The organism is Bacillus sp. NTK074B (genome assembly GCF_017303375.1).
Lineage (GTDB): Bacteria > Bacillota > Bacilli > Bacillales > Bacillaceae_B > Rossellomorea.
Window position 1 is genome coordinate 134,530 of sequence record NZ_JAFKOH010000011.1, and the last position, 15,639, is coordinate 150,168.

At 47.7% G+C, this 15,639-nt stretch carries 14 protein-coding genes and 1 riboswitch; all 14 genes read right to left on the minus strand.

Annotated elements, in window-relative coordinates; all coding sequences use genetic code 11:
• Positions 1-97: 97 nt before the first annotated feature.
• On the minus strand, positions 98-913 hold the full coding sequence (locus tag JI667_RS17665; RefSeq protein WP_206857527.1) for a MetQ/NlpA family ABC transporter substrate-binding protein: 816 nt from the start codon (positions 911-913) through the stop codon (positions 98-100).
• Positions 914-934: 21 nt separating this feature from the next.
• Positions 935-1,600 carry a methionine ABC transporter permease gene (locus tag JI667_RS17670; RefSeq protein ID WP_206857529.1) on the minus strand — a complete coding sequence of 222 codons (666 nt, stop codon included), beginning with the start codon at positions 1,598-1,600 and terminating at the stop codon, positions 935-937.
• Positions 1,590-2,603 carry a methionine ABC transporter ATP-binding protein gene (locus JI667_RS17675; protein ID WP_206857531.1) on the minus strand — a complete coding sequence of 338 codons (1,014 nt, stop codon included), beginning with the start codon at positions 2,601-2,603 and terminating at the stop codon, positions 1,590-1,592. Before JI667_RS17675 ends, JI667_RS17670 begins: the two co-directional genes overlap by 11 nt.
• Before the next feature lie 70 nt (positions 2,604-2,673).
• Positions 2,674-2,779, minus strand: a riboswitch (SAM riboswitch).
• A gap of 341 nt (positions 2,780-3,120) precedes the next feature.
• Complete coding sequence (locus JI667_RS17680) at positions 3,121-4,134, minus strand: LacI family DNA-binding transcriptional regulator (protein WP_206857532.1); 1,014 nt, start codon at positions 4,132-4,134, stop codon at positions 3,121-3,123.
• Positions 4,135-4,233: 99 nt separating this feature from the next.
• A complete protein-coding gene (locus tag JI667_RS17685; protein WP_206857533.1) occupies positions 4,234-6,471 on the minus strand; it encodes an alpha-galactosidase in 2,238 nt (745 codons plus the stop codon).
• Positions 6,472-6,486: 15 nt separating this feature from the next.
• Complete coding sequence (locus tag JI667_RS17690; protein WP_206857534.1) at positions 6,487-7,311, minus strand: carbohydrate ABC transporter permease; 825 nt, start codon at positions 7,309-7,311, stop codon at positions 6,487-6,489.
• Positions 7,308-8,162, minus strand: coding sequence for a carbohydrate ABC transporter permease (locus tag JI667_RS17695; RefSeq protein WP_206857535.1), 855 nt, complete (start codon positions 8,160-8,162; stop codon positions 7,308-7,310). Before JI667_RS17695 ends, JI667_RS17690 begins: the two co-directional genes overlap by 4 nt.
• A gap of 113 nt (positions 8,163-8,275) precedes the next feature.
• Positions 8,276-9,445, minus strand: a complete 1,170-nt coding sequence (locus JI667_RS17700) for an ABC transporter substrate-binding protein (protein WP_244668376.1) — start codon at positions 9,443-9,445, stop codon at positions 8,276-8,278.
• A complete protein-coding gene (locus tag JI667_RS22805) occupies positions 9,421-9,561 on the minus strand; it encodes a hypothetical protein (RefSeq protein ID WP_244668377.1) in 141 nt (46 codons plus the stop codon). Before JI667_RS22805 ends, JI667_RS17700 begins: the two co-directional genes overlap by 25 nt.
• A 281-nt stretch (positions 9,562-9,842) precedes the next feature.
• A complete protein-coding gene (locus tag JI667_RS17705) occupies positions 9,843-10,061 on the minus strand; it encodes a DUF2922 domain-containing protein (RefSeq protein WP_206857536.1) in 219 nt (72 codons plus the stop codon).
• 39 nt (positions 10,062-10,100) lie between these two features.
• Positions 10,101-10,319 carry a DUF1659 domain-containing protein gene (locus tag JI667_RS17710; RefSeq protein WP_206857537.1) on the minus strand — a complete coding sequence of 73 codons (219 nt, stop codon included), beginning with the start codon at positions 10,317-10,319 and terminating at the stop codon, positions 10,101-10,103.
• A gap of 98 nt (positions 10,320-10,417) precedes the next feature.
• Entirely contained in the window at positions 10,418-13,144 is a 2,727-nt protein-coding gene (locus JI667_RS17715; protein ID WP_206857538.1) for a YhgE/Pip family protein, read from the minus strand.
• 71 nt (positions 13,145-13,215) lie between these two features.
• On the minus strand, positions 13,216-13,788 hold the full coding sequence (locus tag JI667_RS17720) for a TetR/AcrR family transcriptional regulator (RefSeq protein ID WP_206857539.1): 573 nt from the start codon (positions 13,786-13,788) through the stop codon (positions 13,216-13,218).
• A 159-nt stretch (positions 13,789-13,947) separates the two neighbouring features.
• Positions 13,948-15,327, minus strand: a complete 1,380-nt coding sequence (locus tag JI667_RS17725) for a Glu/Leu/Phe/Val family dehydrogenase (protein ID WP_206857540.1) — start codon at positions 15,325-15,327, stop codon at positions 13,948-13,950.
• Positions 15,328-15,639: the final 312 nt, after the last annotated feature.

The following is a 15,639-nucleotide window of genomic DNA, read 5'->3' on the forward strand; positions in this document are numbered from 1 at the left end:
GGAGGGACGGACCTCCGCATTTTCATGCGGAAGCCCGTCCCTATCACGTTTCGTATGAATTTTTCGACGGATTTCGAGGTCCGTCCCTCAAATTCCCCTATTCCATCCACTCCGGTTTGCCGAAGCCTTTGAATTCTTTGTTGATGACGTTTTCGAATCCGTCTGCTTCGATGACGGCTTTGATGTCTTTGGCGAGTTGTGAGTCGACGTCTTTTGTGTTGACGACGACACGGTTGCGGTATTGGTCGGGCATGTCTTCAAGCTGAAGGGCGTCTAGCAGGTCCATATCTGCTGCCAGCGCGTAGTTGCCTGGTACGGCTGATAGGTCCACACTGTCCACGGCTCTTGGAAGCTGTGCCGCTTCGATCGGTTTAAATTGCAGGTTTTTCACATTTTCAGCGATATCTTTTTCGGATACGGTCAATGGATCCGTGTCGGGCTTTAATGTGATCAGCTTGGCATCCTCTAAGATCTGGAACGCACGTGCCGCGTTCGTTGGGTCGTTCGGAATGGCAATGGCACTGCCTTCTTTGATATCATCGATGGAATGAAACTTCTGTGAGTAGATCCCCATCGGAGCCGTTGGGACGACAATAACTTCAGATAAGTCCATGTTGTGCTGTTTCGCGAAGGTTTCCATATAGATTTTATGTTGGAACAGGTTCGCATCCAGATCTCCTTCTGCCAGCGCGTTGTTCGGCTGGATGTAGTCACTGAATTCCTTCACTTCCACCGTGTAGCCTTTTTCTTCAAGTCCGGGCTTGATGGCTTTTGTCACCATATCACTGTATGGGCCGGAAGTCGCCCCGATGGTCACTTCTTTTGTATCTTCCGAGCTTGCCTCTTCTCCGCCACATGCTGCGAGTAGGCTCACTGTTAAGGCTAATGCTCCTGCTAAAATCCATTTTTTCACTTGTTGTTCCCCCTGTAGTAGTTATCGTTTATCGACTAATCGTGCAAATATATCACCTGTATATTGGATGAGCTGGACCAGACAAATCAGGATGACGACGGTGGTGATCATTACCGTATTGTCATATCGGTAGTACCCGAAGCGGATTGCAAGATCCCCGACTCCGCCTCCGCCGACGATGCCGGCCATGGCAGAATAGGCCACTAAACTGATGGTTGTAATGGTAATGGCCTGTATGACAGCCGGCCGGGCTTCCGGCAGCAGCACATCCTTGATGATCATCCAAGGACTCGCCCCCACTGAAACCGATGCTTCGATGACCCCTTTGTCAATCTCACGGAGCGACGTTTCTACCATTCTCGCAAAAAACGGAATGCCCGCTACCGAAAGGGATACAGACGCCGCCGTAGGTCCGATCGTGGTCCCGGTTAATAGTTTGGTTAATGGTAATAGTGCTACTAATAAAATGATGAATGGCACCGAGCGGACCATGTTCACGACGAATCCGACGACTTTTTTGATGAAACCATTTTGCAGGAACAATCCCTTGTCTGTGACGAAAAGGAGAATCCCCAAAGGTAATCCCACCACGATTGCAACCGCCAGCGAAATCCCCACCATATACACCGTTTCAAAAAACGCCTTATTCAATTCTGGCAGTATAGAAGTCAATGAATCAGGCAGCATCCTCAAGCACCTCCAGGCTTTGTGTCTTTGCCGTGATATATCGGATCGCGGCTTCGATTTCGTCAGCTGATCCGATCAGTTCCATGATGAAGATCCCGAGTGGAACATCCTGAATATATTCGATCTTGCCGTGGAGGATATTCCCCCGCACCTTGTAGCGCTGAAACACCTCTGATACGACGCTTTCTTCAGCAATCGATCCTTTGAACTGAATCTTGATGAGCTTCCCTTTTCTCGATTCCACCAGGTGCGGAGGCAGGTCGAATTGTAGAATGGTTTCAATGAATTGCTTCGTCAAAGGCTGTTGCGGTTCGGCAAACAAGTCATACACCGGACCTTCCTCTACGATCTTCCCGTCCTGCATGACGGCCATCCGGTCACAGATTTCCTTCACCACTTCCATCTCATGGGTGATGAGGACGATCGTCAATCCCAGTTCCTTGTTGATCTTTTTCAATAGCTTCAAGATCGATTTCGTCGTGTTCGGATCGAGGGCCGACGTCGCTTCATCACACAGTAATACCGATGGGTTGTTGGCAAGTGCCCTTGCGATCCCGACTCTCTGCTTCTGTCCCCCGCTGAGCTGGGCCGGGTAGGCGTCGGCTTTATCTGAGAGACCGACCATGTCCAGAAGTTCGATGACTCTCGGCTTAATTTTCGCTTTGGGGACATATGCCGCTTTCAATGCAAAGGCGAGGTTATCAAACACCGTTTTCGATTTGATCAAGTGAAAATGCTGAAAGATCATGCTCGTTTTCTGACGGGCGAGCCGCAGCCCTTTGGGAGAGAGTTTCGTAAAATCCTGACCATCGATGATGATTTCTCCTGACGTTGGGACTTCAAGCAGATTCAGGCATCGAATCAGCGAACTTTTGCCTGCCCCGCTGTATCCGACGATCCCGAAGATCTCACCCTTTTCAATCGTGACAGAGACGTTGTCGACACCGACCACCGTTTGCTTTTTCGTTTTGTACGTTTTGACTAAATTCCGAATCTCGATCAATGTGCACACCCCTTTTTCTCCAATAAAAAAATGCCTCTTTCAACTGAAAGAAGCATCGCCTGATTATCTCGACTTATCTCTCAGAATGAAATCATTCTGCAGGAATTGGCACCGTCCCATTTCTGGAGGTTGCCGGACGTCATAGGGCCTGATCCCTCGGTCACTCTGGATAATTGAATGTATGTAATTTTCAAAAATTAATCTTATAAAGGATAATACTGGGTATGTAAATGGAAGTCAATAGGTGATTACCCGGCTTATTTTTTGTAAGCGTTATCTTTATTGATGCCTCAAGGGAAATTTATTTTCAAATCTTTTGAAAATAGATCTCTGAATTCCAACAGAACGGTCCTTATTCTACTTACCTATTGTCGCCAACATTTCCGGCAAACCCACTTAAAAACAAATAGGAAACACCTCATCTATGAATCTCCGACGGCCTTTCCAATCAGCAGCATTTATCCTTACAAACAGGTTGTTTACCCATACCAAAAAAGAGTAGCCCAGCCACCCTTTTTTAGTTTACTTCACTGCAGCTCTCCCGCTTCACTAAATGAGCAGGTACCACGACTTTTTTCGCAAGTTCCCGTTTCGACTGAATCTGATCGAGCAATAACTCCACGGCCGATTCCCCCATGAATTCCGTATACACCTTCACGGTCGTCAACGAAGGCTGCAGGAACTTTGAAGTAGCGATATCATTGAATCCGATGATGGAGACCTCCCCAGGGATCTTGATCCCCTTTTCATGAAGGGCACGGATGGCTCCGATCGCCATGGAATCCGATGCCACGAAGAAGGCGGTGGGCACTCTTTCTGCTTTTAATGCCTCTCCCATCAGCCGATAACCGTCCTCGGCAGTGAAGTGCCCATCGGTCCAGACCTGTTCCTCGTCATATAAATTCCGGAGTGCCAGGTATTCGTAGAATGATACCTCCCGCTCATCACGGATCGGCTCGTCCTCCACTACATACTCATGTCCCCCGATATACCCAATGTGCTCATGGCCGAGACTGATCAGGTGATCGAGCACTTCCCCCATCGCTCTCCTGAAGTCGACGACGACGCAATCATAGTCATCAGACGGAGCATAATCCACGAGTACGAGCTGACGGGCCGCTCTTTCGAACAGATCGATTTCCGATTGGCTGTATTTCCCTACGGCTATGATGCCGTCCAAGCCTTCAAGCTTGGCAGGATCGATTCCATCGCCGTGCTTATACAATTTGATCAAATCGATATTCCGCTCCTGGCATTCCCGTTCCACTCCGGTCCGGACCGCCATATAGTATGGGTCCGCCATTTCCTGCTGATCTGAATACCAGTAGATCAATCCAAAGAGCATTCTTTCCTTGATCTGACCGGGATCCTTGCGATTCCGCAGCGTTTTATAATTCATATCCTGTGCAACCTGGAACACTCTCTTCTTCGTTTCTTCGGCAACGGAGAGTGTTGTATCATAATTCAATACTCTTGAAACAGTAGCCAGGGAGACACCTGCTTTTTCTGCTATATCCCTTAAAGTGGCCATCCCACTTCCTCCTTCTTTACATACATTGCTCTTTTCATTATAACGGAGAAACGGGTGCCACACACATACTTCCCCTTAATTGGTTGAGGTCCGTCCCTCTTAATTTACTTTGCGGAGCTTCCAGATGTGAGATTGGAAGTCTCCTTTGAGCCTGGTTTGTTCTGTTGCGACGGTGCCGTTGAAAATTGGAGGGATCAGTAGTCCGATGTTCATCAGTTCATCTCCGTACAATCTCTCTTCGGTATGATTGATTTCATATAATGCTTCCGGGTCCAATCCCTGTAGGCGAATCCGAACCAATCCAGGATTGGGTTGTGCCAGTGTGCGGTAAAAAGCGACGATGGCTTCTTCTGCCTCCTGGTCCGCCACCATCCAGGAAGTATCATTTCCATTGAACGGACTTAAGAGACGATAAAAGGTTCCGAACTGGAGTAGTCGCCGATTTTCTTTTATAAAATGGATCTGTGTTTTCACTGTTTCCTTCTCTTCATCCGAAAAGCCTGTGGCGTCGAGTTCATATCCGAAAGCACCGAACATCGCTGCGTGAAAACGGGTTTCAAGCGGCGTCACTCGTCCTGTCTGGTGATTATGCCCACTCGAAACGTGGGCCCCCATGGATGATATCGGATAAACAAGTGACGTCCCCCATTGGATCTTCAGACGTTCCACCGCATCCGTGTTGTCACTCGTCCACGTTTGCGGCATATAGTAGATCATCCCCGGGTCAAACCGATTCCCTCCGCTTGCGCATGATTCGAAAAGGATATGAGGAAATCGGGTTGTCAATTTGTCCAACAACTTGTAAAGACCCAGCACATACCGGTGTGACACTTCACCCTGACGGCGGGCTGTGACCGATGCTGATCCGATTTCCGTCATGTTCCGGTTCATATCCCATTTCACATAGGAAATCGGGGCTGAGGAAAATAAATTCTCCAATGTGTAATAAAGATGGTCCACCACCTCTTCATTCGCCATATCGAGAATGAACTGATTGCGTCCATGTGATAAGGTACGGTCGGTCACACCAAGAACCCAATCAGGATGCTCCCGGTACAGGTCACTTTCCTTTGACACCATTTCAGGCTCGACCCAGAGACCGAACTGCATCCCCTTATCCCCGACGATGGCTTCGCTCAAACCTTTAATCCCATTCGGAAGCTTGTTCTGATCGGGTGTCCAATCACCAAGAGACGTCGTATCATCATTCCGCTTTCCGAACCAGCCGTCATCCAGGGCGAACAGTTCAATTCCCAGTTCAGCGGCGGCGTCACAGATGCCGAGGATCTTTTCTTCGTTAAAATCAAAGTAGGTGGCTTCCCAGTTGTTGATAAGCACCGGGCGCTCCTTGTCCCTCCATTCCCCCCCGGCCAGTCGGGAACGGTATAAATCATGGTAAGTCTGGCTCATCCCGTTCAAGCCGGAATCAGAATACACCATCACTGCTTCAGGCGTTTGAAAGGAACACCCTCCTTCTACTGTCCAATCAAACCCAAACGGATTGATTCCGAGAAGGGCACGGGATGTATCATAGGCATCCACTTCAACCCCGCCAAAGAAATTCCCGCTGTAGACGAGGCTGAAGCCGTACACTTCTCCCTGATTTTCAGACGCTTCTTGGGATTTCAAAGCAAAAAATGGATTGTGGTTGGAGCTCGAGACCCCCTTCTTACTATCGATGGACTGCAGTCCCTTTCTAAGGGGCAGACACGCAACATGACGTTCACGGATCCAGGCACCATGGAGGTGGAGGAAATCAAAGTCTGCATGGGGAAGGTCCAAAGACGCACTGAGCAAGCGCTCAATCACCACCGGTTCACTTCCCTGATTACGAAGCTGAACGCTTCGCACGATCGCATCCCGCTCATGGTACACTGTATAGAGAATATCCATTTCAAGCATCGAAACGGTATCTTCCAACGTGATCGTCACGGTCTCCGCTTCGGATTCATCCTCCACATAGGTAGAAGGCAAACCGTCTAGAGACGGTTTCCCCTTTTCTAAACGGTATCCTTTATAAGTGAAATGGGACGTCCTGCTGCCGCTTTCATGCTTCAGGACAAAGGCCGGCTCACGGTAATCACTGGTTCCAAAGCTCGGATACTCCTGGTTTAAATACTCCAGTGAAAAAAACGGATCCCCTTCATAGGGAAACGATGCGTTTCCAAGGGGCTCAGCCGGGAGCTGGATGAGATGGGAGAAATCATCCCGATGCCTCACCTTTTTCCCGAAATACAGCTGCCCGAGCTGACCATTCTTCAGAATTGAAAAGATGTAGCTCGTGTTTTTCCCTTGCAGATGAAATTGCTTGCGTTCTTCGTTGATGAATACCGGCATATGAGTCCCTCCTTATTATTTAACGGCACTGCCAAGCATGCCAGAAATAAACTGGCGTTGAAGAGCCAGGAAGAAAATGATGATTGGAATCGTTGCGATGGTCACTCCTGCCATGACCTGACCATAGTCGATTCTGGAAAGACCGAATAAACTGGAAAGCGCCACGGGGAAGGTGTACATATCCGTCGATGACAGTGCGATCAACGGCCATAGGAAGCTGTTCCACTGGTACAGGAATAAGAAAATCGCTGTCGCAGCAAGTGCAGGCTTCATGGACGGCATGACGATCTTGAAGAAAATCTTCCATTCCCCCGAGCCGTCGATCCGCGCAGCTTCAATGAGGGAAGTGGGGAAAGCCAGCATATTCTGCCTCATCAGGAAAATCGCAAATGGGTAGGCAAGGTTGGGAAGGATCACGGCTTTATACGTGTTCAACCATCCGAATCCCGCCATCATTTTGAACAGTGGAATGATGGTCGCATGATAAGGCACCATCATCGACAGCAAGAAGATTCCAAAGATGATATTCCTGCCTTTGAAGCGGAATTTTGCAAAGGCATAGGCCGCCATGGAACAGATCAACAAGCTCAGAATTGTGTAGACGATGGCGATGAATAACGAATTGAACATGACGCGTCCGATCCCGATCGCTTCGTTCAGATTTTGTACATTTTCCACCAGTTTTTCGCCAGGTGCAAGGACCGGCGGCTTCGAGAACATTTTTCCGCTTTCATTCGTCGCGCCGATCGCTGCCCAGTAAAAGGGAAATAACGATACAAGCGCACCAAGAGCTAATACGATATACAGAACGATTTTTCTACCTGATTTTGATTGTTTCATTCTTGATCACCCGTAATTTTGAATTGGATAAACGTCATGATCCCGATTAGAATCACGATGACATATGCAATCGTTGAAGCGTAACCGAAGTCGAAGTAACGGAATCCTGTTTGATACAAATACATACCGATCGTTAATGTCGCATCACTCGGTCCACCCTTTGTCAGAACGAACGGTTCATCGAATAATTGCAGCGTCCCGATGGTGGATAGAACGACCGTAAAGAGAATCACCGGCTTTAATTGAGGAATGGTGATGAAGAAGAACTGGCGAATGCGGGAAGCGCCGTCCATGCTGGCCGCCTCGTAAAGCTCTTCGGGAATATTCTGAAGTCCGGCTAAATAGATGACCATATTGTAACCCACCCACCGCCATGTCATGGCTATGATCAGGGATGCCTTCGCCCAGAAAGGATCGTTCAGCCACGGGATCGCCTTGAAGCCCAATGACGTCAATAGCTGATTGACGACCCCATCGTTCATCAGCATGATGGAGAAAATGATGGAGTAGGCCACCAGGGACGTGACAGCCGGAAGAAAGAAGGTGACTCGGAAGAAGCCCTTCATTCGAAGCAGAGCTGAATTTAATAAGGAGGCCAATACGAGCGCCAGCAGCACCATGATCGGTACTTGAATGACGAGCAGGATAAAGGTGTTTTTCAGTGCCGTATGAAAGATGTCATCAGACAGCAAACGCTTATAATTATCAAGTCCGACAAATGTCAGCGTCGCTCCCTGACCTGTCTGGAAGCTCAGAATAAAAGAAGAGATGATCGGATAGAGCATGAACACACTGAACAGAATGACTGCGGGTGCAATGAATAAATATGGAATATATGATTTCGTTTTCATACGTCAACCTTCTTTCCGGTAGGAAGCCTTAGAAGCCGCCCTGTTTCTTGATAGAAAAAGAGAGACTTAGACCACAAGAACCCCTTGGCTCTAACTCTCTCTTTTCTTACTCCTTACTTGTTGATATCACGTTTCGTCCGGTCACTTAAGCGTTTTGCCGCTTCTTCAAGGGCTTTTTCCGCTTTGGTTCCATTGAATGCATCGGCTTGCGCCTTGATGGCTTCATCCAATGCAAGGGAATAGTCTTTCGTGTAGTAAGCCGTCGGGACATCCTTCATTTCATCTGCAAACAGCTTCCAGATGTTTTGTCCTCCGAAGAATTCCACTTCGCCATTAAATACGTCGGACTCATACGTCGTATTCAGGGATGGGAACAGTCCGTAGTCTTCCATCGCCATGATTTGAGTATCCTTGTCTGTTGAGAAGTATTCTAAGAAATCATACGCTGCGTCTGCGTTTTTACTTTCTGCAGGAATCATCCAGCTTGAACCTCCAAGGTTGGAAGCACGGTTGCCGCCTTCTTCGACTGCAGGAAGTAAGAATACGCCCCAGTCTCCACTCGTATCCTTCGCCTGATCCACAATCGTTCCGTAATACCATGCACCGAAGGGAATCGTCGCAACGGAGCCATCGACTGTAGAAGAAACAACGCCATTCCAGCCGTCGACGTTTTTAATTAAATCCGCATCGGCAAATTTTTTCTGGATTTCCATGGCTTTCACTGCTTTTGAATTGGTCAGGTCGATGTTGCCTTTTTCGTCATAATAGAAAACACCCTGCTGGTTCAGCATCATACGGAAAGTCGGGTCATCTTTGAACATATCAAGAGGCATGGCATATGAACCGGTTGCCTCCTTGATTTTCTTCCCGGCTTCGAGGAAATCATCCCATGTACTGATGTCTTCTGCTTTCACTCCCGCTTTTTCAAACAGGCTGCGGCGATAGAACATTCCGCCAGGACCCGCATCAAACGGCATGGCGTAATATTTGCCTTCCACTTGCGCCAGGTCATTTTTGAACGATGGGAATTGATCTTCGTGATCTGAGAATCCTTTATCAGAAAGATTCAAGAATCCTTCAGGGAATGCTTCCACATAACCATGGATACGATCGTCTTCCACCAATACGATATCAGGAAGGCCGACACCGCCAGCCGCTAAGCCCGTGGATAACTTGTCATAGACGTCCAGTCGTCCGATATCCTCCACCTTCAGTTTTACGTTCGGGTGATCTTTTTGATATTCCTTGACGGCATCATTCAGAGCCCTACGTTCACATTCCATGCCCAGGCAGTCAGTGTCACCTTCCCGTCCTTGCTTTCGGAACCACTGCTTCCTGAACTGCATCCGGCAATGATCAACGTCGCAATGATACCCATTAAAACGAAAACCTTCTTCATACCCCATGTCCCCCTTGTTTTTCATAGATTAAAAGAGCTGTAATCGTCTCCCGTAACAATCACTCATAAGAAAGCGTTTACATCTTATGTACGATTTTAGTAAATATTCAGATATCAGTCAAGTTAATTTTAGTAAAATTTTTATTTTTTTTACCTGCTAAAAAAGAGGGTACACTCATACATTGGTAGATTGAATGATTTCAGTGTTATGGCTGAATAAGGGAAGCTGTAAAAAAGCGTCCGGAAAGCCAGTCTTCACTGACTTCCCGGACGCTACTTATTTACATCACATCATAATCCGTTACATTCCGCTCCACTACGCGGGCTCCTTCCACACTGACGAACGCACCCGTCGAACTCCCAAACACGTCGGTCGCAATCAGGTTGTCCATTGCGGCTTTGACCGCCAATGTGTCAATCGGCTCGATGGGATCATTGATGGATAGCTTCGCTGACTTCCCTTCTTCGGTTTTGAATTCCAGTTCCAATACTTTTGCCATCTGTTATTCCTCCTTTCCTATAAGATACCTCTTTTCCGGTTACTCATTAATGTCGAAGCTTTGGAGCTTTTCAACGTTGAAAAGCACTTTGGATGAAAGACTTGCGATGGATAATGCTGCACTGTTCATATCATCCGGCGTTGCCAGGGCATTGATGTAGTTGTAAGATTTGTACGCAAACTTAGGTTTCCCTTTCTCGTCCAGGCCATCATTGAAAGCCAAACGTATTCTTGTCGATTTCAAATCCGCTGTTGCCATGTGCCTCACCTCCTTTCACCCTTTATATAGGGACTTGAAAGAAGATCAGACACCCTTTGACGAAAAAAAAACCGGAGATCACTGTCTCCGGTTTTCCATCATGCTTCTATTTCACGGTAATGCCTCCTGCGAAGGATACGAAATCTGAATGTGAGATAAAGGATGGTTCCTCCCATGGCAACAAATAAGAAGATAAGGGTGAACATCACATTATGCCACATGAACGCATAATCCCCTGTGGAGATAATGGCCCTGAATGCATTGATTGTATACGTCATCGGCAAGAAATTCGAGAAGTGCTGCAGGAATTCAGGGATCAATTCCACCGGATAGGTTCCTGCACTGCTCGTCAATTGTAGTATCAGGATGAGAATCCCGATGAATCGTCCTGGATTATCGAGTGTTGTCACCAGGAATTGGATAATTGATAGGAACGTCCAGCTTGCCAGGATGCTCATCATGATAAAGAGTGGGATACTGGTCACTTCAAGGCCGAGTCCCCATAAAAGAATAGAATCGGCCAGTAGCGCCTGAAATACCCCTGCAAACAGGAGAACGCCGAATTTCCCGATGAACCATCCGAATCCGCTGCTTGGTGTGACAGCCGGTTCCCGCATCGGGAAGATGATCGAAATCACGAGTGCCCCGACAAACAAGCTGAGTGACAGGAAGTACGGGGTGAAGCCCGTTCCATAGTTTGGTACATCATGAATCGGCTTGTCGGTGAGGGTGACAGGTTTTGCGAACATATCATAGATATCGTCATTGGCGTTGACGTCATTCGCATCCTTGGCACCATCAGCAAGCTTATCTTTCAGCTCGGAGGATCCATCTGTCAGTTTATTCAGACCATCTGTCAGGTCGGTTGAACCGTTTGAAAGTTCGCCGAGACCGGATGATAAGTCCGTGGATCCGTTCCGGAGTTCTCCCAGTCCGCTCATGAGATCTTTGAATTTGCTTGAGAACATACCCAGTCCTTCCGACAGATCATTCGACCCTTTTGAAAGCTCGCCAAGTCCGTTGTACAGTTTTCCGGAACCGGCATACAGGCCGCCGAGACCGTTCACCAGTCGATCAGAGCCCGTAGATAAACGGCTCGTTCCATCAGCGAGATCGGAGGATCCTTTGGCGAGTTTTTCTGAGCCTTTTTGTAAGGCGTCGGTTCCATCGTCCAGTTTTCCCAGGCCCGTGGTTAAGGCGGTGCTTCCGTTTACGAGTTGCTGAACACCTGTTTTGGCATCGCCTAATTTTTCACTGAATTGAGAAAGACCTGAAACGAGTTGATTCTGGCCATCAGCCAGTCGATCTGCTCCAGCTGCCAGCTTTTGCTGACCATCTGTAATCTGTCCGAATCCTTTTAATATCTTTGACTGGCCATCCGATACTTCTTTCGCACCGGATGAGAGGTCTTCGGATTTGGACTGCAGAACAGCTGCATTGTCTGAAAGTTGCTGCAAACCTCCACTTACCTTCTGACTGCCGCCTGTCAATTGACTAAGAGATGATTTTAGTTCTTGCAAACGCTGCTTTTGAGCAGGATCCTGTTCCTGTGCAATCAGAAGATCGACATTGGCCGTCGCTTCCTGCAGACCTTGACTGACTTGATCAGACCCTGTTTTCGTCTCGTCTGCACCATTTTTAAAGTCAACCGCCTTACCAGCCAGTGCACCAGCCCCATCGGCTACCTGCTTCGAGCCTTCAGCCAAATCTGGAAGGTTATCATTCATCTCATTTAATCCATCTTGAGACTGATGAAGGCCACCTGCAAGATCCTGTGCGCCTTTTTGCGTTTCCTTCGCTCCGTCCAGAAGCTTTGTATTTCCTTCCGTCATTTGCGTGAGGGCCGCATCAAAGGATTGAAGTCCGTCCGATACCTTTTTCGAGCCCGCATACGCCGTATCGACACCTGTCGAAAAGGACGTGGACTTACCGGCGAGTTCCTGAAGCTTTTCATTTAACGTTTGAGCTCCGCTATTCACGCTGTTGATTCCGCCGTTCAGGTCTTTTGCGCCATTTTGAGCTTTTCCGATATTCTCTTTCAGGTCGCCTGCTCCACTCTGGGCTGAGTTTGCGCCATTTTCAAGCTTATTGGCACCCGCTGCAACGGAGCCGACACCGTCGTCGAGTTTATTCGCACCGGATTGGGCATCTCCAATTCCGTCCGACAGTTTATTGGCTCCTTCATGGGCCGAGTCGATCCCGTCGTGAAGGTCATCGGAACCCGATTTGGCATTGCCCAGCTTATCAGTCAGCTCTCCCGCTCCATCACTGGCTTCGTTCAGTTTGTCCCCGATTTCCTTGATGTGATCATACATTGATTCCGCATAGGTTTTGGTGACGGCTTGCGATACCTCTTCCTTGATCTTTTCAATCCCGGAATCTCCTATTTTTGAAGAAAGGTAATTGGAGCCCTGATTGGCCGTATAGATCAATTCAAGTTTTTCAGGATGAACCTCCTTAAGAGTGGTGGCATGTTCAGAGAAATTTTCGGGAATTTCGATTTTTAAATAATAGTCCCTGTTCTCAAGTCCCCGATCGGCTTTCTTTTCATCCACGAATCTCCAGTCAAATTTGTTATTTTCTTTCAAGTCTTCTACAAAGTCTTTACCGATCGTTAATTTTTCACCGTCGAAATCTGCGCCTTTATCTTTATTGACGACGGCGACAGGGAGCTGATCCACCTGTCCGTACGGATCCCAGAACGCCCATAAGAATGTACCACTGTATAACACAGGGACAAACAATACGGCTAAGACGGCAATCAACAGGGTTTTATTCGTGAAAATGTTACGAAATTCACCCTTAAGTGAATGCAATCCTTTCATTTTATCAACCCTTTCGAATATATGACTATTTTCACCATTTGGTCATAGACGTCTAAAAAAGAAAGGACCATTTACGTGGATAATCCGTTCAGTAAATAATCCTCCATGATTGCGGCGATTTTTTCAGACGATAGGGGCTTGTGATTCCGTTCCCAATCAGAAACAAGGGAAATGTATACCTTCAACAAGATAAATGCAATGACTTCCGTATCACACGGGTTGATCTGCCCACTCTCCATAGCCCGATCAATCTTACTTTTAATATACGAAAGCAATTCATTCTCGATATGTTGAAGCATTTCCTCCACTGCCCGGGTGCCGATTTGCTTCTCTTCCTCTATCAGCTTCAGCATCAATTGATGGTCTGTCCGGTACTCAAGAAGCGTAATCAATGCCCGGTGAACATTTTCATAAAAGGTGTTGTCCGGGTGTAGGGCAAGATCTGCTGAGGATTTCATTTCCCTCACCATGCTATACACAATTTCCTCAAACAACTCATCCTTATTCTTAAAGAACGTGTAAATCGTTCCTTTCCCGACATTCGCTAGCTTCGCTACCTGCTCCATCGTAGTCGCCTTATACCCAAACAGCGAAAAAGACTTCGTCGCCGCCTCCACAATCAACGCTCTTCGATCAATAGACATCCTATCCATAAACCCCCTGACCAAACCAGTGTTTCGTTCAAACCCATTCTAAACCCCACTATAACATCTCACCGTAATAGATTCAAAGATAAAAAAGAGGGACGGACCTCGACTCCTAGTACCTGCTCCTAGGAATAAAGGTCCGTCCCTCAAAAGGTGTTAATACAGTTTTCCCTGTCTATATAACACCGTCGAAAGTTTCATGACGGAGTGGATGTAGCAGTTCTGGCGGAGTGGGAACGGATCTCCGAAGAAGAGTGGCAGGACGGTGTCCAGGGTGGATTTCATCTTGTCGTAGAGGAGATTGAATACTTCGTCCTCTTTATAGAACTGGGTTTCCCTGCCCTGTAGCCATTCGAAGTAGGAGACGATCACCCCTCCTGCATTGGCGAGGATGTCCGGGATGATGATGACTCCTTTTTCACTTAAATACGAATCCGCTTCGGTGGTGATTGGCGCATTCGCCCCTTCGACGATGATCCTCGCTTTCACTTTTCCTACGTTCTCTTTGTGGACCTGATCTTCAAGGGCTGCAAGCATCAGGACATCGACGTCCAGGTAAAGGACCTCATCCCGCTCGCGGATATCCGCCTTCACACCGATTTCTTTCAATTGCCCCTCTTCAGTCGGGAGATCTCCCCTATTCTTCATGGTGAATTCGACCAAAGCCGGGATATCCAGGCCATCTGGATTGAACAACGTAACATTCCGGTCACTCACCGCCACCACTTTATTCTGCAGGTGAGTGGACTGATGAGCTTCAAGTGCTGCGACGGATCCCACGTTCCCAAACCCCTGGACGGCAATCGTCAACGGTCGATTTTCATAATCCAGAGCCGTTTTTGCGAAAATGTTATCCGTTTTGGTCAACAGGCTCTTCTGCTCCCTCACAAAATCATGGACAAGGTAACGGAATGTAAAGAATACCCCTTTCCCTGTCGCTTCCCGACGACCGAGGGATCCTCCATTCACAATGCTTTTGCCTGTAAAGCTCCCTCTATATGGCATCCCTGGACGAATACTCTTATACTCTGCCATCATCCAGTCCATCTCCCGCTCGCCGGATCCCATATCAGGGGCCGGGATATCTTTATCAGGTCCAAGAATATCACTGAAGTACTGGACATACTTCCTCGAAATCAAGTGAAGATCTTTCTCGGAATACTCCCGGGGATTCAGGATGATCCCGCCTTTCCCGCCTCCGAACGGAACATCATGGAGGGCATTCTTCAACGTCATCAATGACGCCAGGTTCACGACCTCTTCCTCATTCACCGACTCATGGAACCGGATCCCTCCCTTATAAGGTCCGAGGGCATTATTATGCTGTACCCGAAACGCCGGGATCCGGACGACCTTTTCGTCCCCAAGGGGAATCCTCAAATACGATTTATGTACATGATTCGGCGTCGACAGGATCGACGTCAACGAAGTAAACGCTTTCTTTCTTGTCTCTCCTTTTACTTCCGGTAAAAATGACTGATCTTCTAATAACGCATTCAATGATTTCTGGACAATGTCTCTCGTTTGGCTGATCAATATGGGTCCCTCCTATTGTTTATAGAAAATAGTGGTATTTAGTATAGGGTTACCCTTAATTGTATGGTTAAAAACGACTATTTTCCTATGAATCACGGAACTGTCCAACAAAAAGTGGCTGGGTCATAACTGGATCTATACACTCTAAGGAAGAACAATGAGATCACGTATTCCACCGCTGATGATTTCCTGTCAAGACTTCGCTTTCCCCGGGCGGAAGGCGAGCCTCCTCACAGCTGAGTTGCACCCCTAATGTTGGACACCCAACCAACATTAGGAGGTCTAACTCTATGTCCAGGTGTACTCAAGAAA

Excerpts from the sequence above, each read along its gene's own strand:
- JI667_RS17670 (WP_206857529.1), bottom strand. The coding sequence starts at position 1,600 with ATGCTGCCTGATTCATTGACTTCTATACTGCCAGAATTGAATAAGGCG.
- JI667_RS17680 (WP_206857532.1), bottom strand. The coding sequence starts at position 4,134 with ATGGCCACTTTAAGGGATATAGCAGAAAAAGCAGGTGTCTCCCTGGCT.
- JI667_RS17685 (WP_206857533.1), bottom strand. The coding sequence starts at position 6,471 with ATGCCGGTATTCATCAACGAAGAACGCAAGCAATTTCATCTGCAAGGG.
- JI667_RS17690 (WP_206857534.1), bottom strand. The coding sequence starts at position 7,311 with ATGAAACAATCAAAATCAGGTAGAAAAATCGTTCTGTATATCGTATTA.
- JI667_RS17695 (WP_206857535.1), bottom strand. The coding sequence starts at position 8,162 with ATGAAAACGAAATCATATATTCCATATTTATTCATTGCACCCGCAGTC.
- JI667_RS17700 (WP_244668376.1), bottom strand. The coding sequence starts at position 9,445 with ATGGAATGTGAACGTAGGGCTCTGAATGATGCCGTCAAGGAATATCAA.
- JI667_RS22805 (WP_244668377.1), bottom strand. The coding sequence starts at position 9,561 with ATGAAGAAGGTTTTCGTTTTAATGGGTATCATTGCGACGTTGATCATT.
- JI667_RS17705 (WP_206857536.1), bottom strand. The coding sequence starts at position 10,061 with ATGGCAAAAGTATTGGAACTGGAATTCAAAACCGAAGAAGGGAAGTCA.
- JI667_RS17710 (WP_206857537.1), bottom strand. The coding sequence starts at position 10,319 with ATGGCAACAGCGGATTTGAAATCGACAAGAATACGTTTGGCTTTCAAT.
- JI667_RS17715 (WP_206857538.1), bottom strand. The coding sequence starts at position 13,144 with ATGAAAGGATTGCATTCACTTAAGGGTGAATTTCGTAACATTTTCACG.
- JI667_RS17720 (WP_206857539.1), bottom strand. The coding sequence starts at position 13,788 with ATGTCTATTGATCGAAGAGCGTTGATTGTGGAGGCGGCGACGAAGTCT.